The sequence below is a fragment of the Paraburkholderia sp. RAU6.4a genome (assembly GCF_050435625.1).
GTDB classification, from domain to species: domain Bacteria; phylum Pseudomonadota; class Gammaproteobacteria; order Burkholderiales; family Burkholderiaceae; genus Paraburkholderia; species Paraburkholderia tuberum.
In genome coordinates this window covers 3,799,712-3,824,633 of the sequence record NZ_JBNDKQ010000002.1, presented here as the reverse complement: position 1 = coordinate 3,824,633, position 24,922 = coordinate 3,799,712, and the positions used below count along the sequence as shown (strand labels likewise).

Annotated in this window: 24 protein-coding genes, 1 tRNA gene and 3 pseudogenes; 17 read left to right on the top strand and 11 right to left on the bottom strand. The window is 61.6% G+C overall.

Annotated features, from left to right (window positions below):
* Window positions 1-100: 100 nt before the first annotated feature.
* The 8 genes from OKW40_RS22545 to OKW40_RS22510 are packed head-to-tail and all read left to right on the top strand — an operon-like array spanning window position 101 to window position 6,599.
* Entirely contained in the window at window positions 101-2,902 is a 2,802-nt protein-coding gene (locus tag OKW40_RS22545) for a monovalent cation/H+ antiporter subunit A (protein ID WP_429491553.1), read from the top strand.
* Window positions 2,902-3,234: a Na+/H+ antiporter subunit C gene (locus tag OKW40_RS22540; protein ID WP_090803875.1), complete on the top strand. Its 333-nt coding sequence runs from the start codon at window positions 2,902-2,904 to the stop codon at window positions 3,232-3,234. Before OKW40_RS22545 ends, OKW40_RS22540 begins: the two co-directional genes overlap by 1 nt.
* Window positions 3,231-5,012 carry a monovalent cation/H+ antiporter subunit D gene (locus OKW40_RS22535; RefSeq protein WP_429491551.1) on the top strand — a complete coding sequence of 594 codons (1,782 nt, stop codon included), beginning with the start codon at window positions 3,231-3,233 and terminating at the stop codon, window positions 5,010-5,012. Before OKW40_RS22540 ends, OKW40_RS22535 begins: the two co-directional genes overlap by 4 nt.
* Before the next feature lie 2 nt (window positions 5,013-5,014).
* The gene (locus OKW40_RS22530; protein ID WP_184032634.1) at window positions 5,015-5,509 is read left to right on the top strand and encodes a Na+/H+ antiporter subunit E; all 495 of its coding nucleotides are present in this window, start codon (window positions 5,015-5,017) and stop codon (window positions 5,507-5,509) included.
* Window positions 5,503-5,778, top strand: a complete 276-nt coding sequence (locus OKW40_RS22525) for a K+/H+ antiporter subunit F (protein ID WP_018418609.1) — start codon at window positions 5,503-5,505, stop codon at window positions 5,776-5,778. Before OKW40_RS22530 ends, OKW40_RS22525 begins: the two co-directional genes overlap by 7 nt.
* A gap of 8 nt (window positions 5,779-5,786) precedes the next feature.
* Window positions 5,787-6,179 (top strand): Na+/H+ antiporter subunit G, encoded by a 393-nt coding sequence (locus tag OKW40_RS22520; protein WP_429491548.1) that lies wholly within the window; start codon window positions 5,787-5,789, stop codon window positions 6,177-6,179.
* Window positions 6,180-6,238: 59 nt separating this feature from the next.
* The gene (locus OKW40_RS22515) at window positions 6,239-6,319 is read left to right on the top strand and encodes a hypothetical protein (protein WP_409259047.1); all 81 of its coding nucleotides are present in this window, start codon (window positions 6,239-6,241) and stop codon (window positions 6,317-6,319) included.
* Entirely contained in the window at window positions 6,309-6,599 is a 291-nt protein-coding gene (locus OKW40_RS22510; protein WP_429336071.1) for a contact-dependent growth inhibition system immunity protein, read from the top strand. Before OKW40_RS22515 ends, OKW40_RS22510 begins: the two co-directional genes overlap by 11 nt.
* Window positions 6,600-6,707: 108 nt before the next feature.
* On the opposite strand, the gene OKW40_RS22505 is transcribed toward OKW40_RS22510, so the two are convergent.
* The 7 genes and pseudogenes from OKW40_RS22505 to OKW40_RS22475 all read right to left on the bottom strand — a co-directional run bounded on the left by OKW40_RS22505 (window position 6,708) and on the right by OKW40_RS22475 (window position 11,491).
* Window positions 6,708-7,319 carry a phytanoyl-CoA dioxygenase family protein gene (locus tag OKW40_RS22505; protein ID WP_429491546.1) on the bottom strand — a complete coding sequence of 204 codons (612 nt, stop codon included), beginning with the start codon at window positions 7,317-7,319 and terminating at the stop codon, window positions 6,708-6,710.
* 6 nt (window positions 7,320-7,325) lie between these two features.
* Window positions 7,326-7,787: a hypothetical protein gene (locus OKW40_RS22500; RefSeq protein WP_429356917.1), complete on the bottom strand. Its 462-nt coding sequence runs from the start codon at window positions 7,785-7,787 to the stop codon at window positions 7,326-7,328.
* A 176-nt stretch (window positions 7,788-7,963) separates the two neighbouring features.
* The gene (locus tag OKW40_RS22495; protein ID WP_429491543.1) at window positions 7,964-9,094 is read right to left on the bottom strand and encodes a 2Fe-2S iron-sulfur cluster-binding protein; all 1,131 of its coding nucleotides are present in this window, start codon (window positions 9,092-9,094) and stop codon (window positions 7,964-7,966) included.
* 15 nt (window positions 9,095-9,109) lie between these two features.
* A pseudogene (locus OKW40_RS22490) lies at window positions 9,110-9,913 on the bottom strand (RHO alpha subunit C-terminal catalytic domain-containing protein); the annotation flags it as partial.
* A 37-nt stretch (window positions 9,914-9,950) separates the two neighbouring features.
* Window positions 9,951-10,151 (bottom strand): hypothetical protein, encoded by a 201-nt coding sequence (locus OKW40_RS22485; protein WP_184032630.1) that lies wholly within the window; start codon window positions 10,149-10,151, stop codon window positions 9,951-9,953.
* Between the two features lie 61 nt (window positions 10,152-10,212).
* Window positions 10,213-10,698: a hypothetical protein gene (locus OKW40_RS22480; RefSeq protein ID WP_260330531.1), complete on the bottom strand. Its 486-nt coding sequence runs from the start codon at window positions 10,696-10,698 to the stop codon at window positions 10,213-10,215.
* 28 nt (window positions 10,699-10,726) lie between these two features.
* Window positions 10,727-11,491 carry a hypothetical protein gene (locus OKW40_RS22475; protein WP_429491541.1) on the bottom strand — a complete coding sequence of 255 codons (765 nt, stop codon included), beginning with the start codon at window positions 11,489-11,491 and terminating at the stop codon, window positions 10,727-10,729.
* Window positions 11,492-12,109: 618 nt separating this feature from the next.
* Here OKW40_RS22475 and OKW40_RS22470 point away from each other — a divergent pair.
* The 8 genes and pseudogenes from OKW40_RS22470 (at window position 12,110) to OKW40_RS22435 (ending at window position 18,474) form a co-directional block, all read left to right on the top strand.
* A complete protein-coding gene (locus OKW40_RS22470) occupies window positions 12,110-12,352 on the top strand; it encodes an AAA family ATPase (protein ID WP_429491539.1) in 243 nt (80 codons plus the stop codon).
* Window positions 12,349-12,912 (top strand): annotated as a pseudogene (locus OKW40_RS22465) (IS30 family transposase); the annotation flags it as partial. The gene OKW40_RS22470 and the pseudogene OKW40_RS22465, both read left to right, overlap by 4 nt.
* A 773-nt stretch (window positions 12,913-13,685) precedes the next feature.
* On the top strand, window positions 13,686-15,026 hold the full coding sequence (ltrA, locus tag OKW40_RS22460) for a group II intron reverse transcriptase/maturase (RefSeq protein ID WP_429491537.1): 1,341 nt from the start codon (window positions 13,686-13,688) through the stop codon (window positions 15,024-15,026).
* 85 nt (window positions 15,027-15,111) lie between these two features.
* Window positions 15,112-15,570 (top strand): annotated as a pseudogene (locus OKW40_RS22455) (IS30 family transposase); the annotation flags it as partial.
* A gap of 5 nt (window positions 15,571-15,575) precedes the next feature.
* A complete protein-coding gene (locus OKW40_RS22450; protein WP_429491535.1) occupies window positions 15,576-16,568 on the top strand; it encodes an AAA family ATPase in 993 nt (330 codons plus the stop codon).
* Window positions 16,569-16,585: 17 nt separating this feature from the next.
* The gene (locus tag OKW40_RS22445) at window positions 16,586-16,912 is read left to right on the top strand and encodes a hypothetical protein (RefSeq protein ID WP_429491533.1); all 327 of its coding nucleotides are present in this window, start codon (window positions 16,586-16,588) and stop codon (window positions 16,910-16,912) included.
* Window positions 16,913-16,941: 29 nt separating this feature from the next.
* On the top strand, window positions 16,942-18,102 hold the full coding sequence (locus OKW40_RS22440; RefSeq protein WP_429488392.1) for an IS30 family transposase: 1,161 nt from the start codon (window positions 16,942-16,944) through the stop codon (window positions 18,100-18,102).
* A 36-nt stretch (window positions 18,103-18,138) separates the two neighbouring features.
* Window positions 18,139-18,474 (top strand): hypothetical protein, encoded by a 336-nt coding sequence (locus tag OKW40_RS22435; protein WP_429491531.1) that lies wholly within the window; start codon window positions 18,139-18,141, stop codon window positions 18,472-18,474.
* 238 nt (window positions 18,475-18,712) lie between these two features.
* On the opposite strand, the gene OKW40_RS22430 is transcribed toward OKW40_RS22435, so the two are convergent.
* From OKW40_RS22430 to acs, 4 genes are all read right to left on the bottom strand, one after another.
* Window positions 18,713-18,803, bottom strand: a tRNA-Ser gene (locus OKW40_RS22430).
* Window positions 18,804-18,873: 70 nt separating this feature from the next.
* Window positions 18,874-20,892, bottom strand: coding sequence for a sodium:solute symporter family protein (locus OKW40_RS22425; RefSeq protein ID WP_429491529.1), 2,019 nt, complete (start codon window positions 20,890-20,892; stop codon window positions 18,874-18,876).
* 4 nt (window positions 20,893-20,896) lie between these two features.
* Entirely contained in the window at window positions 20,897-21,325 is a 429-nt protein-coding gene (locus tag OKW40_RS22420) for a DUF4212 domain-containing protein (RefSeq protein ID WP_429491527.1), read from the bottom strand.
* A gap of 158 nt (window positions 21,326-21,483) precedes the next feature.
* Entirely contained in the window at window positions 21,484-23,466 is a 1,983-nt protein-coding gene (gene acs / locus OKW40_RS22415; protein WP_429491526.1) for an acetate--CoA ligase, read from the bottom strand.
* A 467-nt stretch (window positions 23,467-23,933) separates the two neighbouring features.
* On the opposite strand from acs, the gene OKW40_RS22410 reads away from it, so the two are divergent.
* On the top strand, window positions 23,934-24,836 hold the full coding sequence (locus tag OKW40_RS22410) for a DMT family transporter (protein WP_429491524.1): 903 nt from the start codon (window positions 23,934-23,936) through the stop codon (window positions 24,834-24,836).
* Window positions 24,837-24,922 lie beyond the last annotated feature (86 nt).

The window sequence follows — 24,922 nt, the reverse complement described above, 5'->3', positions numbered from 1 at the left end:
ATGATTGTGCCCCGTGGGCAACCGCCCGGCTGGCGGCACGCCGGCCCAGTCCCACCGGCCAGCCACACCGTCTAACACTCGAACTCCCGGAGGGCATCGAATGGTACTGGGGTGGCTCGTCCTACTTCCGTTCATGGCCGCGGCGCTCATTGCGCTCACGAGGCCGCGCGCCGCCGCGCTCTGCACCTGGATCGCGTTCGCGACGGCGCTGTTCGGCTGCGCGCTGCTGCTGAGCGAGCGCGTGGGCATGGGCGACCACGACGTGCTGCAATGGCGCCATGAGTGGATGCCCGACATCGGCCTCGCGCTGTCGCTGCGCCTCGATGGCCTCTCGTTCATGTTCGCGTTGCTCGTACTCGCGATCGGCCTGCTCGTCTTCATCTACGCACGCTACTACCTCGCCGGCAGCGATTCGTTGCCGCGTCTGTACCTGCTGCTACTGCTCTTCATGGGCGCGATGCTCGGCATCGTGCTGTCGAACAACCTGCTGCTACTCGTCATCTTCTGGGAACTGACGAGCCTCGTCTCGTTCCTGCTGATCGGCTTCTGGCCATCGCGGCCCGACGCGAGGCGCGGCGCACGCATGGCGCTCACCATCACCGGCGCGGGCGGTCTCGCGCTGCTTGCGGCCGTGCTGTTGCTCGGCCACGTATGCGGCAGCTACGAGCTGAACGACGTGCTCGCCCAGCTTGACAAGGTGCAGCACGATCCGCTCTACCCGGCCATTCTGCTGCTCACGCTGTTCGCGGCGTTCACGAAGTCGGCGCAGTTTCCTTTTCACTTCTGGCTACCGCACGCGATGTCGGCGCCCACACCCGTGTCGGCCTATCTGCATTCGGCGACGATGGTGAAGGCCGGCGTGTTCCTGCTCGCGCGTCTCTATCCGCTCTTCGAAGGTACCCACCTGTGGGCTTACACGGCGACAGTGGCCGGGCTCGTCACGCTGGTGGGCGGCGCGGGGTTGGCGTTGTTGCAGCGCGATCTGAAGGGCCTGCTCGCCTATTCGACCATCAGCCATCTCGGCCTGATCGTGCTGCTGTTCGGCCTCGACACGCAGCTCTCGACTGTCGCCGCGCTCTTTCACACGGTCAACCACGCGGTGTTCAAGGCGTCGCTCTTCATGGCCGCGGGCATCGTCGATCACGAAACCGGCACGCGCGATCTGGGCCGTCTGCGCGGCCTGCGCAGGTACATGCCGCATACGGCCGTGCTCGCTAGCGTCGCGTCGCTGTCGATGGCCGGCGTGCCGCTGCTCAACGGTTTTCTCTCGAAGGAAATGTTCTTCGGCGAAACACTCGCGCAAAGCATGTTCGGGCCGCTGAACCTCGCCGTGCCGGTCATCGCGATCGTGGCGGCGGCGCTCTCCGTGGCGTACTCGCTACGTTTCGTCTGGGGCGTGTTTTTCGACGGCGAGACGCCGCGCGATCTGCCGCACTATCCGCCGCACGAGGCGCCGCGCTTCATGCGGCTGCCGGTCGAGATTCTCGTGGCGCTGTGCCTGCTGATCGGCCTGTTCCCGCAGCAAAGCATCGGCAGGCTGCTCGAGTCGGCCGCGTGGGTCACGCTCGGCGGCAAGCTGCCCGACTATAGCCTGAGCCTGTGGCACGGCGTCAATACGCCGCTCGTGATGAGCGCGGTGTCGTTCGCGGCGGGCGCGGCGCTCTTTTTCCTGCGCCGCAATGCGTTCCGCCACCGTCGAACGGCGCTCACCGAGTTGAACGCGAGCGAAATCTTCGACCGCTTCGTGCAGCGTCTCGAACAGTGCGCCGGCGTGATCGTGCGCTTGTTCGAGACGCGCTCGCTGCCGGCCTACCTCGCATGGATGATCGCGGCGATGCTGATCGTGCCGGGCGTGCCGCTCGTCGCGCTCGACACCTGGAGCGGCAGGCACACGCGCCTGCCGCCCGATCCGTTCACGCTGGGCGGCCTCGTGCTGATGGCGTTGCTCGCCGTCGGCGTGGTGCTCGTGCGTGCGCGCACCCTTTACGCGCTCGTGATGCTGAGCACTTGCGGCCTGCTCGTGTCGCTCGCCTTCGTGCGCTTCTCCGCGCCCGATCTCGCGCTCACGCAGATCTCCGTCGAACTGGTCACGATCCTGCTGCTCGTGCTGGCCGTCTATTTCCTGCCCGCGCTGCAACGCGCCGTCGAGCCGCTCCCCGTCCGGCTGCGCAACGGCGTGCTCGCGCTCGCGGGCGGCGCGCTGCTCGGCGCCGTGTCGTACAGGATCATGACGAGCGCGCCGCTGCCAGGCATCGCTCCGTACTTCCTCGCCAATGCGCTGCCCGGCAGCGGCGGCCACAACGTCGTCAACGTGATCCTCGTGGATTTCCGCGGCTTCGACACGATGGTCGAAATCAGCGTGCTCGTGGTCGCGGGGCTCGCCGTCAAGGCGCTGCTGCGCGGGCTGCGCCTGAAGTCGCCCGATGCGGGGCCGGATGGCCGGCCATGGTCGTCGCAATCGCATCCGCTGATGCTCGCGATCCTCGCCCGGCTGATGCTGCCGCTCACCGTGCTCGTCGCCGTGTTCGTGTTCCTGCGCGGCCACAACCTGCCGGGCGGCGGCTTCATCGCGTCGCTGATCCTCTCGATCGCGTTGTTGCTGCAGTACGTCGCGAGCGGGGTGCTGTGGACCGAGTCGCGCATCCACCTCAACTACCGCGCGCTTGCGGGCTTCGGCATTCTGATCGCCGCGGCCACGGGGCTCGGCAGTCTCGCGTTCGGCCAGCCGTTTTTGACCAGTGCGTTCGGGCACCTGCACGTGCCGCTGATCGGCGAGATCGAACTGTCCACGGCGATGCTGTTCGATCTCGGCGTAACGGGCGCGGTGGTCGGCACGACGCTCACGATCGTCTCGCACCTCGGCGTACGCGACAAGGACATGCAGTCCGTGGAGAAAAGCTGATGGAAGCCGCCTTTGCCATCGCGATCGGCGTGCTTTGCGCGTGCGGCATCTACCTGCTGCTGTGCGCACGCGTGTTGCCGGTGATTCTCGGCATCACGCTGTTCTCGTATGCGATCAATCTGTTCCTGCTCGGCATGGGCCGGCTTGCGATCGGCAAGCCAGCGGTCATCGCGGCGGGGGCGCAATACGTCGATCCGGTGCCGCAAGCGCTCGTGCTGACGGCCATCGTGATCGGCTTCGCAATGACGGCCTTCACCGTGGTGCTCGCGCTGCGCTCGTTTTCGATCACGGGCAACGATCACGTCAATGACGAGGAGACGCCCGTCGAATGAACCACGTTCTCCTGCTCCCGATCCTGATTCCGCTCTTTTCCGCGGGCGTCATCGTCGTGCTGCCGCTGCGCGCGAAACGCCTGCAACGCGCGCTGAACGCGCTCGCCATCATCGCGCTGCTGCCCGTCGCGTGCCTGCTGATGGCGCGCGCCGCGCAAGGCGAGATCGCCAGCTACGCGCTCGGCGCATGGCCCGCGCCGTTCGGCATCGTGCTGGAACTCGACCGGCTCGGCGCGCTGATGCTGGTGCTCACCGCCGTGCTGGCGGTCTGCTGCCTGCTCGGCACCTCGAGCGAGGACGCGAGGCGCGGCCGCTATTTCCGTGCGTTGGTCCAGTTCGAGCTGATGGGCCTGAACGGCGCCTTCCTCGCGGGCGATCTCTTCAACCTGTTCGTGTTCTTCGAGCTGCTGCTGATCGCGTCGTACGCGCTGCTGCTGCATGGTGGCGGCGCGCGACGGGTGCGCAACGGGCTGCACTATCTGTTGATGAACCTCGTCGGTTCGTCGTTCTTTCTGGTCGCGATCGGCGTGCTCTACGGCGTCACGGGCACGCTCAACATGGCCGACATGGGCGAACGTCTGGCGCGTCTCGGGCCGGAGTCGCTGCCGCTCGCGCAGTTCGCGGGCGCGACGCTGATGCTCGTGTTCGGCCTCAAGGCCGCCGTGTTTCCGATGTCGTTCTGGTTGCCGCAGGCCTACCGCAGCGCCATCGGCCCGGTGGCCGCGCTGTTCGCGATCATGACCAAGGTCGGCATCTATGCGATGCTGCGCTGCGACGCGCTCGTGTTCGGCGCGGCGGGCGGCGTGCTCGATGCGTTCATGCATCAGTGGGCGTGGTGGCTCGCGATCGCGACGATCGTGTTCGGCGCGCTGGGCGCGTTGGCGGTGTCGAGTCTCAAGACCACGACGGGCTATCTCGTGCTGGTTTCGGTGGGTCTGCTGATCGCGGCGATCGCACTACAGACGCCGCTCGCATGGAGCGCGCTGCTCTACTACCTGATCAGCACGACGCTCTGCACTGGCGCGCTGTTCCTGCTCGCCGACACGCTCGAACCCGAGCAAGCCCCGACCCCGCACGCCGCCCATGCCGCCGTTTCCGCCGATGCCAATTCGATCGAGCCCGGTTCGCTCGAAGCGCTCGACGACGCGGCCGCGGCGGCCATCTCGCCCGCCCCGGACGGCGAAGCGGTGGCGACGCTGGCGCGGGTGCAGCCGCTGCAGGTCGAGACGGCCGGCGCGCTCGCCGTGCTGGTCGGGGAACCGGCTCACACCGAAGCCGAAGCTACGGTCGAAGCGGTCCCGCGCACGCATGCACCGTGGCCGTCGAACCTCGCCGCGCTGCTCTATCTGATCGCCGCGGTGGGCGCCGCGGGCCTGCCGCCGCTGTCCGGGTTCCTCGGCAAGGCGATGGTGCTGGCCGCCACGCCGCTCGGCGCGGCAGTCGTGCTGTGGCCGGCCGTACTGCTGTCGAGCCTGCTCTCGATCGTCGCGCTGAGCCGCACGGGCACGCGCCTGATGTGGGCCGCGCCGGCCGCGCGCGCCGCCGCCGGCAAAGAGGAGCGCGCACCGCGTGGCAGTAATGCGAAGCTGGCCGCCTGCGCGATCCTGCTCGGCTGTGTCGTGGCCATCACGCTCGGCGCGGGCGCGGTGCGGCACTATCTCACCGATACGGCGACACAGCTATTCGATCGCGCCGCCTACGTGCACGCGATCCTGCCCGCGGCGCGCTCCTCGCCACCAGCGGCCGCCGCGACCACGGCCGACGCACAGGGGAACTGACGATGTTGAAAAGGCTCTTCCCCCACCCGTGGCTCGCGGTCTTGCTGATCATCTGCTGGGTGCTGCTGATGAACGACGTCTCACCGGGCAATCTGCTGCTCGGCGCCGCGCTCGGCTACGCGATCTCTTTTCGCGTCGCCGAAGGCTTGTGGCTGCGACCGGTGCGCTTCGGCCGACCGTGGCTGCTCGTGCTCCTCGCCTGGCATGTGTTGGTCGATATCATCGTGGCCAACGTCGAGGTCGCGCTGCTCGTGCTCGGCCCGACGCAGCGGATGCGCCCGGCATTCATCGAAGTGCCGCTCGACAGCACCCACGAGATCGCGCTCACGGTGCTTATCAGCGTGGTCTCGCTGAGCCCTGGCACACTGTGCGCCGAACTCAGCGACGACCGCACGCGCCTCTCCGTGCACGTGCTTGATCTCGGCGACGAAGCGGCACTCATCGCGCTCATCAAGTCCCGTTATGAAGCCCCATTGATGGAGATCTTCGCATGCTAGCCATCGTGATTCCGATCTCGCTCGCGATCCTCGGCATCGCGTTCCTGCTCGCGCTGTGGCGCCTCGTGCGCGGGCCGTCGCTGCCCGATCGCATCGTCGCGCTCGACACGCTCAACATCAATGCGATCGCGTTGATCGTCGTGTACGGCATCAGCTTGCGCTCGACGGTGCTCTTCGAGGTTGCGCTTCTGATTGCCGTGATGGGTTTCGTGGGTACCGTCGCGCTCACCAAGTACCTGCAGCGCGGCGACATCATCGAACTCAACTAGCGTGGGGTATGCCGATGGAAACTTTTGTCGAAGCGATCGTTTGTTTGCTGCTGCTGGCCGGCAGCCTGTTCACGCTGGTCGGGGCGGTCGGGCTCGCCCGGCTGCCCGACTTCTTCATGCGGCTGCACGGTCCGACCAAGTCGACCACGCTCGGTGTGGGCGGCATCGTGCTCGCGTCGGTGGTGTATTTCAGCGCGCATAACAACTTCGCGAGCCTGCATGAGTTGCTGATTCCGGCGTTTCTGTTTCTCACCGCGCCGATTAGCGCACATATGCTGGCGAAGGCTGGGATTCAGGAGGGAGTGACGCTGTCAGAGGCGACGCGGGGGCGGCCGCCTGTTACGGGCGCTTGCGCGGAACGGGGGAATACGGGGGAGTTGCGGGAGGGGGATGAGGGGTGAGGCTCGTCGAAGCTTCGCGCCTCTCGGGAATTGCACGACAGACAGGAAAATTGACGCGGATGAATGAGGTTGTCGTTGTACTGAAATATCAAACCTACAATGGAATGCCGTACTACATTCTTACTGCATATGTTGGATGATCGTTACCCGAAACTGTATCAGTTGTTTGGCGCATACCTTAATCAGGATTCTGATTTATGGGGAGATACGATTCCGGAAATTGTTTCATGCTACAAGAGGGACTGCCCGCGGGAAAGCCAACTCGAAATGATCCACGAAATAGATTCGTTCATAAGCGAGCACCCGGATGATCTGGATTCAGCGTTTGAAACGGATTACGGGCAAGATTTCGACCCGGCGTTGTGGGGCTACACGACCGCTTCGTTTCTCGAGGAATTGAGGCGTCTTCTGAGCGAGTAAGCGACTCGTCGGAGCGCGAGGTTGGTTCGATCTCACCTGGCGTGGCCACTCCGAGCCCGACCTTGCCGATCAGATGGCTGAACCGGCGTGGATCGAATACCCCACGTCTCAGAGAAACTTCCACCGCCGCCCTTCCCGACACCCGTGTTCAAGGTAGTGTGCCGCCGGATCTGCATTGGCTGCCGCAATGTCCGGATTGAGTTGGAGATAGACGGCGGAATCGAAATCCGGTGGGAGTTTCGGCCTTGCGTAAGGCTCAAATGCATCAGGCATGCTGCGTTCGATGACGGCATGCTCGACCTCGACTCCAGAATAAATGTTGGGCTGAACAAAACCTGTGCTGGCATCCTTGATCTGTCGATAGTGGGTCTGACCGAACGCCGGGTCAGATACCACAGGGGTGTAGTACACGCAGTTTTCGAAGTAATAGTGCGTGACCTGACTCCAACGGGTACGGGTTGGATCGGTCTGCTTCGAGCCGCCATGCAGCAGGTTCGAAGCCCAAATCAGTGCCTGCCCCTTCCTGGCGTGGAACGTTACAGGGGCGATTCCTGCTTTCCTGATCAGTTGCTGCCAGAGGCTCAAGTATCGAGCGTAGTGCGCCGTGGGCTTGTGCTGCGTTGCCGAGCAGACGCCCATGTGCTCATTCACATAGGTCGGAAATTTGTGGCTGCCCGGATAGTATTCGAGCGCGCCATTGGTGCCGTCCACGTCTTCCAATGCGACTCACACACCGCACATGAAGCGCTCTGGAACGCACGAAAAGTGTATGGCGTCGTTGTGGATAGGCTGCTGGGTTCCGACAGGAAAGTTCAGCGTCTGGAACGGGATGGCACGGCGTCCGTAGAGCTGGGAAAGAAGATGAAGAATCTGTGGATTGGAGGCCAGCGATCGCACGTCCTCGTCGGTCTCCCACGCGTCCTGCACCCTCATGCCGTCATTTTTATGCCAGAGCTCGTCGCGCCAGTGGTCAAAATCAAACCTTCCATGGAATTTCGTTTTGATTCGTTCCGCGCGCGCGTCGAACTCGGCATCCGGAAAATCGATAATCGCGAAGCCATTCTCACGGAGTTGTCTGGCCACACGTAAAACGTTTTCAGATGCCTCCTTCTGGGCGAAAAGCTCGTCGAAGAACGGCGATTCAACATCTGGAACGCCTGGCAACGGATTCACGAAGGAAGTATTCATGTTGGGTGTATCGGCAATGTTTATGTTGCGAATGACCACCGATGCAGTCTAGCACGTTGGTTTTGCCGCACCACCGTTACCTTGTCATCACCATGTGCAGCGCCGCTCGCGCCAACCTCAATCTGGAGCACAGTCCGCACGACCGGACTATCGCGGGAGGAATTCGGAATGCAGTTTCAAAGCTCGAGAACGAGGTCCGATGTGCGTCGGCTGCAGCAAAGCAAACGGAAGCCCTTTTGAACCTCTCTTTCACGAATCCCACCGTTGTGCTTCATATCCACAGTGCCCTCGAGCACCCTGGTTTTACACGTCCCGCATACACCCTGACTGCAGGACGACGGTATCGGGACGCTGTTCTTCCTGGCAGCAGCCAGCACGGTGTCAGACGGGCTCATGGTGAACGTCCTGGCCGAGCGGGAAAGCCTGACCGTGAACACCTCTCGAACCGCACCGTTCTTTTCCTCCACAGGCTCCGGCGCCACAGCCGGCGCGAAAGTGAAGCTTTCCTGATGGTAACGGTCCGGGTCGTGACCGCCTTCGTGGAGCAATTCTTTTACTGCGGACATGTAGCCGGCAGGGCCGCAGGTGAAGAATTCCCGCTCCTTGAAGTCGGGCAGCCATTCAGAAAGCCGTTGCAGGCTAAGCCGACCTGTCGCGCCAGCCCAGTCGCCTTCGTCACCGATGCCTTCGCATACGAAGAACAGCTTCAGTCGCGGCGACAGCTTCGCCAGCCTTTGCAGTTCCGCGCGAAAAACGATATCGGCAGGCGTCCTCGCGCTGTGCACAAATGCGATATCCCGGTCAAGCCCGAGGTCGATGCTCGCCCGGGTCATCGACATCAGTGGCGTCACTCCCGAACCGGCTGACAGATAGAGCGACTTTGGCGCAGCGGAAACCGTAGACGTGAAGGTTCCCGACGGACCATATGCGCGCAACTGCCCCCCCGGCTTCATATTGTCGTGAAGCCAGTTCGACATGACGCCGCCAGGCACGCGCTTGACGGTAATGGACACCAGATATGGACGCGTTGGCGGCGAAGAAATCGTGTAGCAGCGTTCGACTGTGTGTCCCTGTACGTTCGCGGACACCGTCATGAACTGCCCCGGCTCAAAGCGCACTGGCAAACCATCCTCCGTGCGGAACTCGAAGCTCTTGACGTCGTGCGTTTCGTCAACGATGCGGCAGCACGTCAGCGTTTGCTGTTCACCACTCGGCCAATGCCGGGCACCACTTTCCCAGGTTCCGGCGTGAGTGAGTCGGTCGACAATCTCCGGTGCCCGGTCAAACATCTTTTCTACGGAATTCATGATGGTGACTCTGCTTCAGATGCCGTGCGCGCTCAGGCGGACCGCATACCAGCGTGAAAACTGGTCGACATAGGCTTCGGTGAACGGCGAGAACACACCCGGCACATATGCCGGGTCTTGCGTACCTTCGTGCGTGATTTCCACCAGGTGCTTGTCCTGTGTGTTGGTCGCTATCCAGACTTCAGTCAAATCCTTGAGGTTGTAATCGGCACCCTCAACCGCATCGGCATAAACCAGCCACTTGGTGCGCACCAGCGTCTTGTCGGGGGCAACGGGAATGATGTACGAGATGACCGACGAGATGACCGCGTGGTCGCTCATGACGTGAGTCCATGAGTTGTGTGTCCACAGGTGCTGGTCGCCGAGGTCGCGTCGCGTGAGATTGCCGAACAGCTTCGTGCTGGCGACCCTGGTGCTGATGGTCTGCGACTCGCCTTCGCCGGCGATGCCAAGTTGCTGCGCCCGGAACTGGGTGACCGCATCTTCGTCAAGCCACTCGACGGCCTCGCCTATGAACCCATCGCGCTCCCAGCTCGTCTGGCACGCTGCGTTACGCGTCTTGTAGTCTTCGAGTGCGCACAGCGATTCTTCGCTCAGATTCTCTGGACAGAAGCCGAAGTCTTCGGGCAGGAATGAGGCCGTTAGTTCCGGATGAGTGGCCTGGCAGTGGTAGCACTCGCGGTTATTTTCCATCACGAGTTTCCAATTGCCGTTCTCGATGATTTCCTGCTCGAAGGCAATCTTCGTATTTCGCAAATCGTACGGTGCGAATCGAGGCGTCATCGTCTCTTCCAGCTTCGAGATGTCCTCGGGTTGTTCTCCGTTTCTGCCGGACAGCGCGAAACGGACAAGCTCTCTATGGTGCCGGAGTGACAGAAACGAACTGTTTCAGCTCCAGCTTGTATTCAGCCAGCAGGCTCAGAATGGCAGCGCCAAAACGACGTGCGAACTCGTCGTCAAGCTTGAAATCGAATTCTTCCAGCAGTACGGGAATGTCCAGTTTCCCCTCGCACAACGGACGTATTGCCGCTTCGGCGACAGCATTGCACACCAGCATTTTTTCTCGGTGTCGTAGCGAACGACGATCGAACTGGGGTGCAAGGATCGGCTTTTACTTTTCACTCGAAAGACTCAGGGGCGACGGCCCCACCTTTAATCACAAGATGCGCCGCGTCAACGCCTGGGGCGAAAAATCGCCAGTCTTCGGCTCCTTCGATTCCATCCGGGGTAACGACGAGACGAAATCCGCGCGACAGCGAAACGATCATGCCCCCGTCATCACTGACTGACACGCCATCGACAATACAAGGTCCGCGCTCTACCAGCAGTCCTCGAAGGTGATCCGCAGTCGCGTATGCGCTTTCGTCGGACCCGCTGAGATCTTCTTGAGTTGCCACAACTTGAGCCGTTTCCTCTAGCCTCCAAGCGCATTGGATATGGAGTGCCCATTCGCCGACATGTTTGATAACGCCGCGAAAGTTGGTGACGGGCCGCAGATCGCCAAACCCCAAAGTCAGCATATCGGCAGCACGGTTCACGCTGCTCAATTGCAGGCCCTGAAGCGCCGATAAACGACGCCCGATTTCTTTCTGTGTATCAACCATCAAAATTCTCCTGTTCTGACCTTGTCAATTACCACAGGTTGAACATATCTTTCGCGCGCTCCATGATTTCATGAAACCCGAGCCCTTGACCGGTAATCTCGTCGTGAAGCTGCCGGGATTGACCGGGCGTTAGCCGCAAAATTCGAGCGATGTCATCGGTTTGTTTGTTCTGTGCCTGATTGTTGCGAGGTGTTCCCTGATTGCCAGCGACCTGCACGGCGTCTACATCAGGCATGTCAGGCCGATACTCGAATGGCTGCGCATCACCAAGCAGCGTTGATGCACCCCTATCGCCAGCCCTGGCTGCGCGCGCAGCGTCCAGCCGGGTTTGCCAGGTGGCCGGATCATACTGGACGGACAGCACAGGTTCACCGTCCGGGTGACTGCCGGTCCTCGCTACGGGATTCATTAACGGCGTGCTGCTGTACGGTGACGGAAACAGGCCATTACGCGGACCTTTAACGGCAAGCAGTTTGCCCCGGCGCACCTCTTCGAGCAGAGCAACGATGACCCGCCAGCCATCGGAGTCAGGATTCCGGTCCCGTACATCATGAAAAAACAGCCAGTGACTGCCAATGAGATTCCTAATCAGTTTCCGGTCCTCCTCCCACTTCCTGCGATTCAGTGCGGCGATAGCAAGAAATTCCCGGGTCTCCGCCCTGGCTCTCTGAAGGTCTGCGGCCTTGCCGAGGCACGCTTTATAGTGCCATTCGTCGCAGATGACATAACAGGCACCCGGTGGCCGCTGGCAGAACAGCTCCACGGAGTGCATTTCAAATACGGACAGGGACATGGGTGTGTCGATGGTCTATCTGAAGTCGCTGCCGGAGTTGACAGCAGTCAGATAATTACTGTGCGACAGGCAGTCCGTACATGGGCGACCGCCCAAAATCTCGACGGCTCTCGCTGAAACGGAAAAAAAAAGACGCTCGCGGGAATGGCTTCGCGGTTCAACTTTCCCCAAGCATTTGGCGGAGGGCCATATGGGGGAAAAACAGACAGGCACGCTGCGTCGCAGGGGGCACGGATTAGCGGCGCAGATCTTGGTCCGCGTGCGCTACAGTGCTGCACTCGTGTGCGTATGGGAAAGAGCTATGAGCCTTTTGAGTCATGCCGCCAAGACGGCGGTTGGCGTCGTCGTCGGAGCCCTCGCGGTAATCGCTGCCTACTACGGGCTAACTGCCACGCAATGGCGACTTGGCTTCATTCAATGGTCAAGACAATGACTGCCGAGAGGACGGTCCACCAGATCAATCAGACGGACGATTCATTACCGTCTCTGATACCCAATATTGGAATGGCGCGTTATGATCTGGCACGACCAAGCCAGCGTCCGCTAGTAGACGAAAGAGCCAGTAACAAGACATCGTAGGCTGCCACCTCGCCCGCTGGCTAGATAACCGGGAAAGCTATGCTTACTAAGCTCGAAGCTCACGGATTCAAAAACCTGCTCAACTTTTCCGTGTCGTTTGGCCCTTTCAATTGCATCGCAGGGCTCAATGGCGTCGGCAAGTCGAACATTTTCGATGCGATAAAATTCCTCTCGCTGCTGAGCGATAAGTCCATTATGGAAGCTGCATTGGCGGTACGCGATTCGGAGGGCGGCCTCAATTGTGAAGTGCAACACCTTGGACCTGCTAAGGTGCGCACATGAATTCGCGAACATATCAGCAGTTGCAGCCTGAAGAACGTCTCACTATTGCCAGCATGAAACAGCAGGGGTTGAGCGTTCGGGCCATGGCCCGAACGCTCCGCCGCTCGGCGTCGAGTGTAAGCCGCGAGCTGGCACGCAATACCTGTGCTGTGCGTGGCTACGCTTCGGTTCACGCGCAGGCCATCAGTTCGAGCCGTCGGGCGGCGGCTCGCCCGCCGCACAAACTGGACCCGCAAGGCGCGCTGTGGCGCATTGTGCTCAGCCTGCTGGATTGGAAGTGGTCGCCACAGCAGATCTCCGGTACCCTGAAACGCATGTGGCCTGATGACCCGAGCATGCATGTCTCGCACGAGACGATCTACAACGCGATCTACGCGCGGCCGCGCGGCGAGCTGCGTCGCCAGCTCATCGCGTGTCTGCGCCAGACCCACAATACGCGTATGCCGCGCAGTCGCGGCAACGACAGGCGCGGCCAGCTGGCCGGCATGCTGAGCATCCATGTGCGTCCTCCTGAAGTCGACGATCGCGTCATGCCCGGACATTGGGAGGGCGACTTCATCGTGCGACCTGCAAGTCGCATGTTTCTCTGTTTCAAGGGGGTAGGCATGACCTGACGAAACCGGCTGTTCCATCAGCTGTTCCCTACCCGCGCATGCAGAACCGGTAACAGTGCTGTGTGAAGCCTCGGGGACAACGTAGCCGCCGGATATCCGGTACGCCGAGCCGCGAGGCAAGGCGGAATCTGCCAGCACGAAGGCGGAGAGGCGCAAGGGATGGATGGGTACGACCAACACATGTGAACGTCTCAAACGCGCCGTTACGCCTAACAAGCCAAACGTGCTGACAGGCTTGAACCAAAACGGTATGCGGCAAGGAATGGCCTCTGATGAATGGGCCATCATGGACAGAACGCCGCCGGCGCATAGGACGGGTCCGCACCATCCTGAGATTCATGCGGAACAGGGTAAGCCCATAGTGCTGCCGGCAACGGCAGGCGAACCGCAAGGAACGCTGTTGGCGCTGCGGGTAAAGGAATGCGGAAAAAGCGAAGGCCCGCCTGTAATGGACGGGATACGGACTGAGACATCGTCCGACGCGAAAGCGGGCTGACTTCCGCGCGGTCATTCATGGCGAGAAAAATTTGACGAATCGTTGTACGAGGAAAAGCAGATGACGGCGAACGATACGCTAGTGTCGGGCGCTGGTGCGTCCTCGCGCGCCGCCCAGATGTGGGACCAGGCGAACTGGACATACATCGAGGCAGAGGTGAAACGACTTCAGTTGCGTATCGCCAAGGCAGTCCGGGGAAGGCCGATGGGGCAAGGTGAAGGTCTTGCAACGTCTGCTGACCCGCTCGTATCACGGCAAGATGCTGGCCGTGAAGCGGGTGACAGAAAATCGCGGCAAGAGAACGCCGGGGGTGGACGGGAAGATCTGGTCATCACCGGCGGCCAGATGGAACGGAATGCTGTCGCTGCGTCATCGTGGCTATCGCGCGATGCCGCTGCGACGTGTCTACATTCCCAAGAGTAATGGAAAGAAGCGTCCGTTAGGAATTCCGTGTATGCGGTGCCGGGCGATGCAGGCTTTATGGAAGCTCGCACTGGAACCCGTGGCCGAGACACTGGCGGATCCGAATTCCTACGGCTTTCGGCCCGAGCGCTCGACTGCCGACGCCATCGAACAATGCTTCATCGCTCTGGCTAGGCGTGTATCGCCAGAGTGGATTCTGGAAGGTGACATACGAGGCTGTTTCGACAACTTCAGTCACCTCTGGCTTCGGGAGCACATACCGATGGATAAGGCGATCCTGCGCAGGTGGCTTGAGGCCGGATATATTGATGAGGGAACCCGGTTCGAGTCGCGGGCGGGCACACCCCAAGGGGGTATTGCCTCGCCCGTGATCGCGAATATGGCGCTGGATGGACTTGAGGCGGCAGTACACGCGAGCATCGGTGTCTCGAAACTCGCACGTCGCACGGCCAAACTCAACGTTATCCGGTATGCCGATGATTTCGTGGTGACCGGTGCTTCGAAAGAAGTACTGGAATCCGTGGTTCTTCCTGCGATCCGTCGCTTCATGGCGGTTCGTGGTCTGGAACTGTCGGAGGAGAAAACCCGGATTACACGCATAACGGAGGGTTTCGATTTCCTGGGCCAGAACGTACGCAAGTACGGCGGCAAACTGCTGATCAAGCCAGCGAGGAAAAGTGTCAGCTCGCTGCTTGAGAAGGTCAGGGGAATCATCAAGGGTAACGCAAGCGCCACGCAGCGCGCGCTGATACAGCAACTCAACCCGGTCATCCGGGGATGGGCCATGTATCACCGCCACATCGTGGCGAAGGCCATCTTCTCATTGATAGACTCACACATCTGGCAACTGCTCTGGAGGTGGGCATTGCGCCGGCATCCCACCAAAGGAGCACGATGGGTCAGGAGGCGATACTTCCGGACCGACGGACAAAGGTCGTGGGACTTTGCGACGGAGGCAGTTCGGTCTGACGGCAGTATCGGTAGCCTGCGGCTCTTCCGCGCAACGACGGTCGCGATTACGCGTCACGTTAAGGTTCGTGGACCGGCCCATCCGTTTGATCCGGCATGGACGCCCTACTTTGCCCGTCGTCGCGCCGCGAAACATCCGGTCGGTCTGTCCGGTGCCACCCCATGGTGCTGAAGAATGGCTTGAGCCGGATGCGGGGTGACTCGCCCGTCCGGTTCTTAGGGGAGAACGTGCCGGTAACGGCACGTTCTTACCCGACAAGGGCGCGGGCAACCGCTCCGCCGTGGGCGTGCTGGTCGAGCGTTCCAGCCGGCTTGTGCTGCTGGCGAAGATGAACGACGCCACTGCCGCCTCCGCGCTGGCTGGCTTCAGCGCCAAACTGAACTCCATCGCCGCTCCGATGCGCCAGAGCCTGACCTACGATCAGGGCAAGGAAATGGCGCGACATACCGAACTCACTGCCGCCACCGGCGTGCGCGTGTACTTCTGCGACCCGCACAGTCCGTGGCAACGCGGCACCTGCGAGAACACCAACGGGTTGCTGCGTCAGTACCTGCCCAAAGGTACGGATCTGTCCGTGTGCAGCCAGGATGAACTTGACGCCATCGCTGACAGCATGAATAGCAGGCCACGTGCTACGCACGCATTTCACTCGCCTCTGGAGGTCTTCGCACGCATGCTCGAAGCCGCTTCACTGCCTCCGCCTGCGTTTCATTAACCCCGTTGCGCTTCACCCTTGAAACCGCCATCAATAAGGGCGAAGCGGCCAACAAGCTTCATTTTCCTTTGAGTGCCGCGCTGTTTCGCGATCAGGTAGTCGTGAATAAGCGGAAGGGAGCCGGATACATTTCGACACAGGTCGTGGACGACGGCATAACCGAAATTCATTTGCACCAAGACGGGGGCAGTGGCGGTCAACCGCAAAAAATCCCCGCGCATCGAATTCCAAAGACGGTTGTTGCAAATACCAATAGCGCAGTGTGGCCCACTGTTCTCGCAGCGCGCAGGGAAATGCAGTCATGGCGCTTTCTTTCCTTGGAGCCGAGCGCCATGCGGCGTTCAAACAAGATGCACGAAGAAAGCAGTGTCGGTGCAGACGGGGGGAAACTGGCCGCCACGTTGTATAAACTTCAGCGACGAGATCAGAACGTCTGTTCGCGTATTGCCAGTCGATTGTCGGAGATTGTTCCTACTTCGGATGTCAGGGTCGACGTCGATCAGGTCCGACAACTATTAACCATTGAAGTCAAGGAACGCTCGGGCGCCTTCCTTCCAGCACGAGCGCTTTCTGACGGTACATTGCGATTCCTTGCACTGTGCATTATGGCTGAGGACCCAGACTTCAAAGGGTTGCTCTGCTTTGAGGAACCTGAGAATGGCATTCATCCCGCCAAGATGAGTGCGATGCTTGGATTGCTCAAGGAGTTGGCAGTCGATGCGAACCAGCCTGCAGGCGAGGACAACCCCATGCGGCAGATTTTTATTGCCACACACTCACCAGTACTGGTGAAGCTCGAGACGCCGGACGACCTGATCTACGCAGATATCGTCAAAGTTCGTGGGCCAGATGGCAAACCGGCATCAACGATTCGCTGCAAGAGTTTGCAGGATAGCTGGCGAAACGTGCCAAACAACGCCTGCGTCGACCGAGGGTCGATCATTGCTTATCTCACACTTCCGCCGAATGCTCAAATAGAGCTGGACTTAGAAGAATAAACGATGGGGAGGCGGACATGAAAATACGTTTCATACTCACGGGCGAAGGCACATCCGATTTGAATTTGGTGGACCATATCGAAAATGTCTTAATTGAGGAGGGTTTCTCAGAAGTCAGCGGCGAAGCTCCGGATTTGAGCATGTTCCAGCGTCCAGTTGGGCGCACGGTTCGTGAGAAGCTTGATGCTCTATTGAGGCACTATCCAAACGCCGACGTGATATTTGTCCATCGAGACGCGGACAACGCTGGGATCGTCCAGCGGGAACAAGAAATCATCGCGGCCGCAGACGGTCTGGTGGCAGCAGACAGGGGGCGGATTCAACCGGTGGATGCAACACACTGAAGACTGCGCAAGCAGTGGGAGTGTTGCAGATGAAACAGCGACGCCGGATTTACTACAGCGAGAAGCAGAAAGCGCTGATGTGGGAACGTTGGCGGAAGGGAGAGTCTCTCCAGAAGATCGCCCAGCTTTTTGACCGGAACCACTCGTCTGTACAGGGGATTCTGGCTGAGACAGGTGGAATCCAGCCACCACAAAGGCATCGATCGGGATTGGCATTGACGCTGGAGGAGCGCGAAGAGATCTCACGGGCACTTGCGGCCGACGATTCGATCCAGTCAATCGCCATGCGACTTTCGCGAGCTCCCTCCACCATCTGTCGTGAGATCAAACGTAACAGCGGCCCGGACGGCTATCGGGCAAGCCACGCCGATCAGCTCGCGTGGGATCGCGCGCAGCGACCCAAAGCCTGTAAACTGGTTGAGCACCGGATGTTGGCGCACATCGTGGCAGCCAAGCTACAACTGCAGTGGTCACCGCAGCAGATCGCCGGATGGCTCAGACGCGCGTACCCAGACAACGAGGACTACCACGTGTCCCACGAGACAATCTATCGTTCTCTCTTCATACAGGCCCGTGGAGCCCTGAAGAAGGAGTTGCTGGAGCACCTGCGGCGCACCCGGGCCATGCGCCGTTCGCGCCATCACACGCTAAAGACGGAGGATCACGGCAGGATTCGTGACACCGTATCGATCAGCGAACGCCCGGCTAGCGTTGAAGACCGCGCGGTACCGGGCCACTGGGAAGGTGATCTGCTGTGCGGTAGCGGCAGCAGCCAGATTGCGACGCTCGTCGAGCGCCAGACACGCTATGTCATGCTGGTGAAGATAGCCAGCAAGGACAGCGAAACGGTCATCAATGCGCTCATCAAACATGCCAGCAAGTTACCGCAGGAACTCTACAAGTCGCTCACCTGGGATCGGGGGACGGAGATGGCCGGGCACAAGCGCTTCACCGTCGCCACCGACATTGCCGTCTACTTCTGCGACCCGCAACATCCCTGGCAGCGTGGGTCGAATGAGAACACGAATGGACTATTGAGGCAGTACTTCCCGAAAGGTACCGATCTGTCAGTGTATTCGCAGGCCAAACTCAACGCTGTGGCAAGACGACTGAACGAGCGTCCAAGAAAGACACTGGACTACGAGACGCCCGCCGAACGATTCCAGCAAACTATTGCATCCACCGGTTGAATCCGCCAGGTCATTCCAGTCATTCCGGTGACGCAGTTGGAAACGTGGCTCCTCACCGATCGCGAGGCAATCAAGCGCATAGCCGGCAACGCGGATTACAGAGGGAAGTTGGATTGTATTCCCGCGATTCGCCGACTGGAGGATGTTAGAGACGCCAAGGGGCTGTTGCTCGAGGCCCTATGTGAAGCGAGCGAGACTCAGGGCGCTCGCTTGAGGAAATTTAAGAATCGTTTCTTTGAGATGCGAGCGCGCCTAGCGTTTGATCTCAACACTAGCGGACCGGTGCAGGATTTGCCGTCTTATCAACGTTTCCGTGGAAAGATCACAACTTTTGCCCAACGCAAAATGCGCGGCCTCGCCGGAGCAATGTGATTGTTGCCGACCCCACGGGGCGCGGCGCGCACTGCTCGAACATCTTGCCAGTACGAATTTGCCCTCTCAGGGTGCGCACGATACGCTTTCAGCGGGGCGCGGTCAGCGATGCGCTTATGGTGTCCCTGACCCGCGCCCCGCCGAAAGTCGTTTGAAGGTCGTTTGATAGTCGATTTGTCAGTCAGAAAAACAAAAACCCTGCAATTCACTGAACTTGCAGGGTTTTGATATTTCATTCTGGCGGAGAGAGGGGGATTCGAACCCCCGATAGGCTATTAACCTATACACGCTTTCCAGGCGTGCGACTTAAACCGCTCATCCATCTCTCCGGCGGGGAGCCGAATTATAGCAAACTTCGCGCCCTGCGCCACACCCTGGCCAAAGCCCCGCGCAAACCGCCTATGGATGCCGGATATAGTCGACCAGCGCGATCGTATAAGCGTCCGCCTTTCGATCGAGCAAACTCACCCCGATCGCCACGAGAAAACCCGCCGGCACACCGAACACGCCCGAACTGATCGGCTCGATGCCAAACCAGCGCGCACCTGTGAATCCCGTCATCTGCGTGAAGAACGGATACGTCGACACGATGTAGTAGATGCACACGACGAGCCCCGCGACCATCCCCGCCACCGCGCCGAGCCGCGTCGTGCGTTTCCAGAACACGCCGAGCACGAGCGCCGGAAACAGACTCGACGCCGCCAGCGAAAACGCCGCCCCGACCAGAAACAGAATATTCCCCGTATTCAGCGACGCCACGTACGACGCGAACAATGCGACACCCAGCAGCAGAATCTTCGAGATCGTCACGCGCCGCTGGCTCGACGCGTTCGGATCGACCATGTGGTAGTACACGTCGTGCGATAGCGCGTTCGCGATCGTCAGCAGCAGACCATCCGCGGTCGATAACGCCGCCGCGAGCGCCCCCGCCGCGATCAAGCCCGACATCACATACGGCAGCCCCGCGATCTCGGGCGCCGCGAGCACGACCATATCGGGCTGCATCTGTATCTCGCTCCAGCGCACGATACCGTCGCCGTTCGTATCGGCGAGGCTGATCAGGCTCGGTTCGACCTTGCGCCATTGCATCAGCCACTGCGGCAGATCGGCGAAATGATGGCCGACCAGATTCGACAGGATCTCGTACTTGATCAGCACCGCCAGCACCGGCACGGTCAGATAGAACAGCGCGACGAAAAAGAGCGTCCAGCCGACCGAGCGCCGCGCCGACGCCACCGAAGTCGTCGTGTTATAGCGCGTCAGGATATGCGGCAGGCTCGCCGTGCCAAGCGACAGACACAGCAGCAGCGATAGAAAGTTACGCGCGTGCGTGCTCCGGTCTTCCTCACCGACAGCAGGAAACGGTTCCTGCATCGGCACCGGCGCGCTCGCCCGCATCAGCATGTCGTCGCGCTTCTGACTCCAGACGATCTGCGCGGCGGCGGCATCGCGCGGAAACTGTTCGAGCGCGCGCTCGCGCTCCTTGATCTCGCGCAATGGACCGTTATGGCGGCGCAGATCGCCGACCTCCTGCGTGAGCCGCTGCTTTTCCTCGATGAACGATTGCGGCAGCGTATCGAGCCGCAGTTGCATCAACGCGGCGCGGCGTCGATAGTCGTCGCGCACGCGCTCCTCGAGCGGCGCGTCGCGCACCTGCTTCTCGAGCCCTTCCATGCGCTCCATCAGGCGCCCGTAGCTGAATTGCGGCACCCAGCCGAGGCCGTCCTTGTGCGCGATCATCGATACCGGTATCAGCATCGCGAGGATCAGGATGATGTACTGCGCGACCTGGGTCCACGTGACGGCACGCATGCCGCCCAGAAACGAGCACACCAGAATGCCCGCGAGCCCGCAGAAAATGCCGACCGCGAAATCGACGCCGATAAAGCGCGTCGCGATCAGCCCGACGCCCTGGATCTGCGCGACCAGATAAACGAACGAGCACAGGATCGCGGCGAGCGCCGCGAGGCCGCGCACCGCGTTGCTCGAATAGCGCGTGCCGAGAAAATCGGGAATCGTGTAGCGCGCGAGCTTGCGCACATACGGCGCGAGCAGGAACGCGACGAGGCAATAGCCGCCGGTCCAGCCCATCATGTACGCGAGGCCGTCGTAGCCGGTCGCGTAGATCGAGCCGGCCAGACCGATGAACGACGCGGCCGACAACCAGTCGGCCGCGGTCGCCATGCCGTTGAACGCCGACGGCACGCGCCGCCCCGCTACGTAGTATTCGACCAGGTCGGACGTGCGCGACAGCACGCCGATCACCGCATACACCGCGATCGGCACGAACAGGAACACATAGCCGATCCACGTCCCGGGACCGGTGCTGCGCTCGATGCGCCACATCACGTAGACGAACAGCAGAAAGCCGAGCGTATAGAGCGCGTACGAGCGGATCAGCCGATGCGTGAGCTTCATCGGCTCAGCGCCCGCGCGCGGCCGGCGCGGCCTTGCCGATCGTGACGTCATCGTTCGCGCCGGTGGTGGAATCCGCGGCGGGACAGCTTGCCGCATCGCGCTGCGAATCCGCTTCGAACGCGTGCTGCAACTGACGATCGGCGCGCTGCATCAGCACGATATAGACGACGATCAACGCGAGGTAGATCAGGATTGCGCCTTGTGCGCCAAAGTAGAACGGCAGCCTGAAGCCGCCTGCGTGCACCTGCGCGAGCGCGGGCGCCAGCAATGGCACGACGAAGGAGACGAAGAAGCCAAGCGTCATCAGCACCGCGATCAACGCGAGGTTGAAACGCCAGTACTTGCGATGCGCGAGCGCCATCGCCGCCGAGACCGGTGGCGGTTCGGGCGGGGGGTTCAACCTGGCGTGGGAGGATAGGTGCGGCGCGGCCATGCGCCTATGTATCAAAAAGGCATCGGCGAGGCAATCGGGATTGTCCGCGCAACGCCGCGATGCAAGCCGTCCGCTCGAATAACGGGTCTGCGCGGCGTGCCTGCAAGCGTGTCGATCGACACCGCCGCCGCCGTCCGCGCAGATCCGCTTACAACGCTTTAAATCGACTCGCCGAGCTGATCGAGAATCGCCGGGTTTTCCAGCGTCGACACGTCCTGGGTGATTTCCTCGCCCTTCGCGAGCGAACGCAACAGACGACGCATGATCTTGCCCGAACGCGTCTTCGGCAGGTTCTCGCCAAAGCGGATGTCCTTTGGCTTCGCGATCGGACCGATCTCCTTGCCGACCCAGTTGCGCAGGTCGTTCGCGAGCTTCACGGCCTCTTCGCCTTGCGGACGCGCACGTTTGAGCACCACGAACGCGCACACCGCCTCGCCGGTCGTCGCATCGGGGCGGCCCACCACGGCGGCTTCCGCGACGAGCGGATTGGCCACCAGTGCCGACTCGATCTCCATGGTGCCGAGACGATGGCCCGACACGTTCAGCACGTCGTCGATGCGGCCCATGATCGTGAAGTAGCCGGTCTCCTTGTCGCGCACCGCGCCGTCGCCGGCGAGGTAGAGCCTGCCGCCGAGCTCGTCGGGGAAGTAGCTCTTCTTGTAGCGGTCCGGATCGCCCCACACGTTGCGCAGCATCGCCGGCCACGGGCGCTTGATCACCAGAATGCCGCCCTGCCCGTTCGGCACGTCCTGCCCGGTTTCGTCGACGACCGCGGCCATGATGCCCGGCAGCGGCAGCGTGCACGAACCCGGCACGAGCGGCGTCGCGCCCGGCATCGGCGCGATCATGTGGCCGCCGGTCTCGGTCTGCCACCACGTATCGACGATCGGACAGCGGCCGCCTCCGACGTTCTCGTAGTACCACACCCACGCCTCCGGATTGATCGGTTCGCCGACCGTGCCGATGATGCGCAACGTCGACAGGTCGTAGCTCTTCGGATGCACTTTAGCGTCGGCCTCGGAGGCCTTGATCAGCGAGCGGATCGCAGTAGGAGCCGTATAGAACAGCGTGACCCCGTGCTTCGCGATCATCTGCCAGAAGCGCCCGGCGTCCGGATAGGTCGGCACGCCCTCGAATACGACCTGGGTGCCGCCAAGCGTGAGCGGCCCGTACGTAATGTAGCTATGGCCGGTGATCCAGCCGATGTCGGCGGTACACCAGAACACGTCGGAGGGGCGCCAGTCGAAGGTCCATTTCAGCGTTTGCGCGGCCCACAGCAGATAGCCGCCGGTGCTGTGCTGCACGCCCTTCGGCTTGCCGGTCGAGCCCGACGTATAGAGGATGAAGAGCGGATGCTCGGCGCCGACCCATTCGGGCGCGCACTGGTCCGACTCGGCCTGTGCGAGTTCGTGCATCCACAGGTCGCGCCCTGCGTCCCACGCGACCTTGCCGCCGGTGCGCTGGTACACGATCACGCTCCTGACCTTCTCGCAGCCGCCGAGCGCGAGCGCTTCGTCGGCGATGTTCTTCAGCGGCAAAGCCTTGCCGCCGCGCATCTGTTCGTCGGACGTGATCAGCGCGACCGCGCCGACGTCGACGAGCCGCTCGTTGAGCGACTTCGACGAGAAGCCGCCGAACACGACCGAGTGCGTCGCGCCGATCCGCGCGCACGCCTGCATCGCGACGATGCCCTCGATCGACATCGGCATATAGATGACGACCGGGTCGCCTTTCTTCACGCCGCGTTTTTTCAGCGCATTCGCGAAGCGCGATACGCGTTGCAGCAGATCCTGATAGGTGACGTTGGTGACGGTACCGTCGTCGGCTTCGAACACGATCGCGACGCGCTCGCCGTTGCCGGCCTCGACGTGACGGTCGATGCTGTTATACGACGCGTTCAGCTGGCCGTCTTCGAACCACGTGTAGAACGGCGCCTTCGATTCGTCGAGCACCTTCGTAAACGGCTTGTGCCAACTCAGCGTCTCCTTCGCGAGACGCCCCCAGAAGCCTTCGTAGTCGCGCTCCGCTTCGGCGGCGAGCGCCCGGTACGCGTCCATGCCGGAGATCGTGGCACCCTTCGCAGTGTCAGCGGAGGGCGGAAAAACGCGGCGTTCCTGAAGAACCGATTCAATCGCAGACATCGACAACCCCTTGGTGAAGATGAAACGTAAAACCTGTACCGGCGCGCCTCGGGCGCGCGGGCCTTACCCGTGCGAGCCGCCACGAGCGGCGCTGTCTCCCACCTCGCGATACCGTCAAACGCGCGTGCGTGCGGCATCGCAACATCCGTGCATGCGGGCGGCCTGCGCGATCCTATTCCACGTCAAGGCTTAACCATAAGCGCTGCAACTTACCGGCCACTTACGCGCATCGTATTGATCTGCAAGCGAAAACCCTTAGATCGCGCCAGCCATCGACGCAGTTACGCGTTGATCAGACGAGATGCGCGCGAAAAAGATCGCCGTTCTACAGAGCCTTCTACGCTCGCAGCACATTGCATACCGCTGATGCGAACTCGACGCACCGCCAGCGCGCCCGCTTTCGCACCCTTACGCTGTCTCGCACGGCCTTTTACAATGCTAACTGAACTAGCCGTCCGGATTCCAGCTTGAATCGCTACGCCCTGCTTCTCATTACCTCGATGCTGCTGGTCGGCAGCAACGTCGGAATCGGTAAATCGATCGTCGCCTTCGTCCCCGTCCCGCTGTTCGCGCTGCTGCGTTTCGTAATCGCGATGGCCGTGCTATGGCCGCTGTTGCGCGCGACCAAACTGCGCCGTGTCAAACGCGACGAATGGATCAACCTGTTTTTGCAGGCGCTATTCGGCAACTTCGGTTTCACGCTGCTGATGCTCAACGGCGTCGCGCGTACCAGCGCGGTCGCGGCCGGCGTGATCACGAGCACGATTCCGGCGGTCGTCGCGCTGCTGTCGTGGCTGATCCTGAAGGAGCGGCCCGATGGCCGCGCGCTCGCGTCGATCGCGCTGGCGATCGTCGGCGTCGTCGTCATCAATGTCGCGCACGTCCAGGCGCGCGCAGATGCGACGGCCGGCACCGGCTCGCTCGCGGGCAACTTCATGGTGCTCGGTGCCGTGTGCTGCGAATCGCTGTACATCATTCTGTCCCGCCGCCTCACGCAGACGCTCGCGCCGATCGATATTTGCGCGTACACGCATCTGTTCGGCCTGCTGCTGATGCTGCCGCTCGGCGCCGGCGCGCTCGCGCATTTCGACTATCGCGCGGTGCCGTCGAGCGTCTGGATGCTGGTGTTGTGGTACGGGCTGTCGGCCAGCATCTTCTCGTTCTGGCTGTGGATGAAAGGCATCCGTCACGTGCCAGGCAGTCTTGCCGGCGTGTTCAGCGCGGTGCTGCCGGTCGCCGCGGCGCTCTACGGCATCGAGTTCCTCGGCGAGCGGCCCACGCTCGCGCACGGCATCGCGCTTGCCTGCGTGGTCGCCGGTATCGGCCTCGCGAGCCTGAAGGCGCGCAGCGTGCCGCCGATCGCATCGTAATTCCGGTGTGGCGGGCGCGCTGCCCGCCGCAAAGCAGCAGCTTCGACCGACGCTGTACAATGGCGCGCCTGACGCGAGTCTCGCGC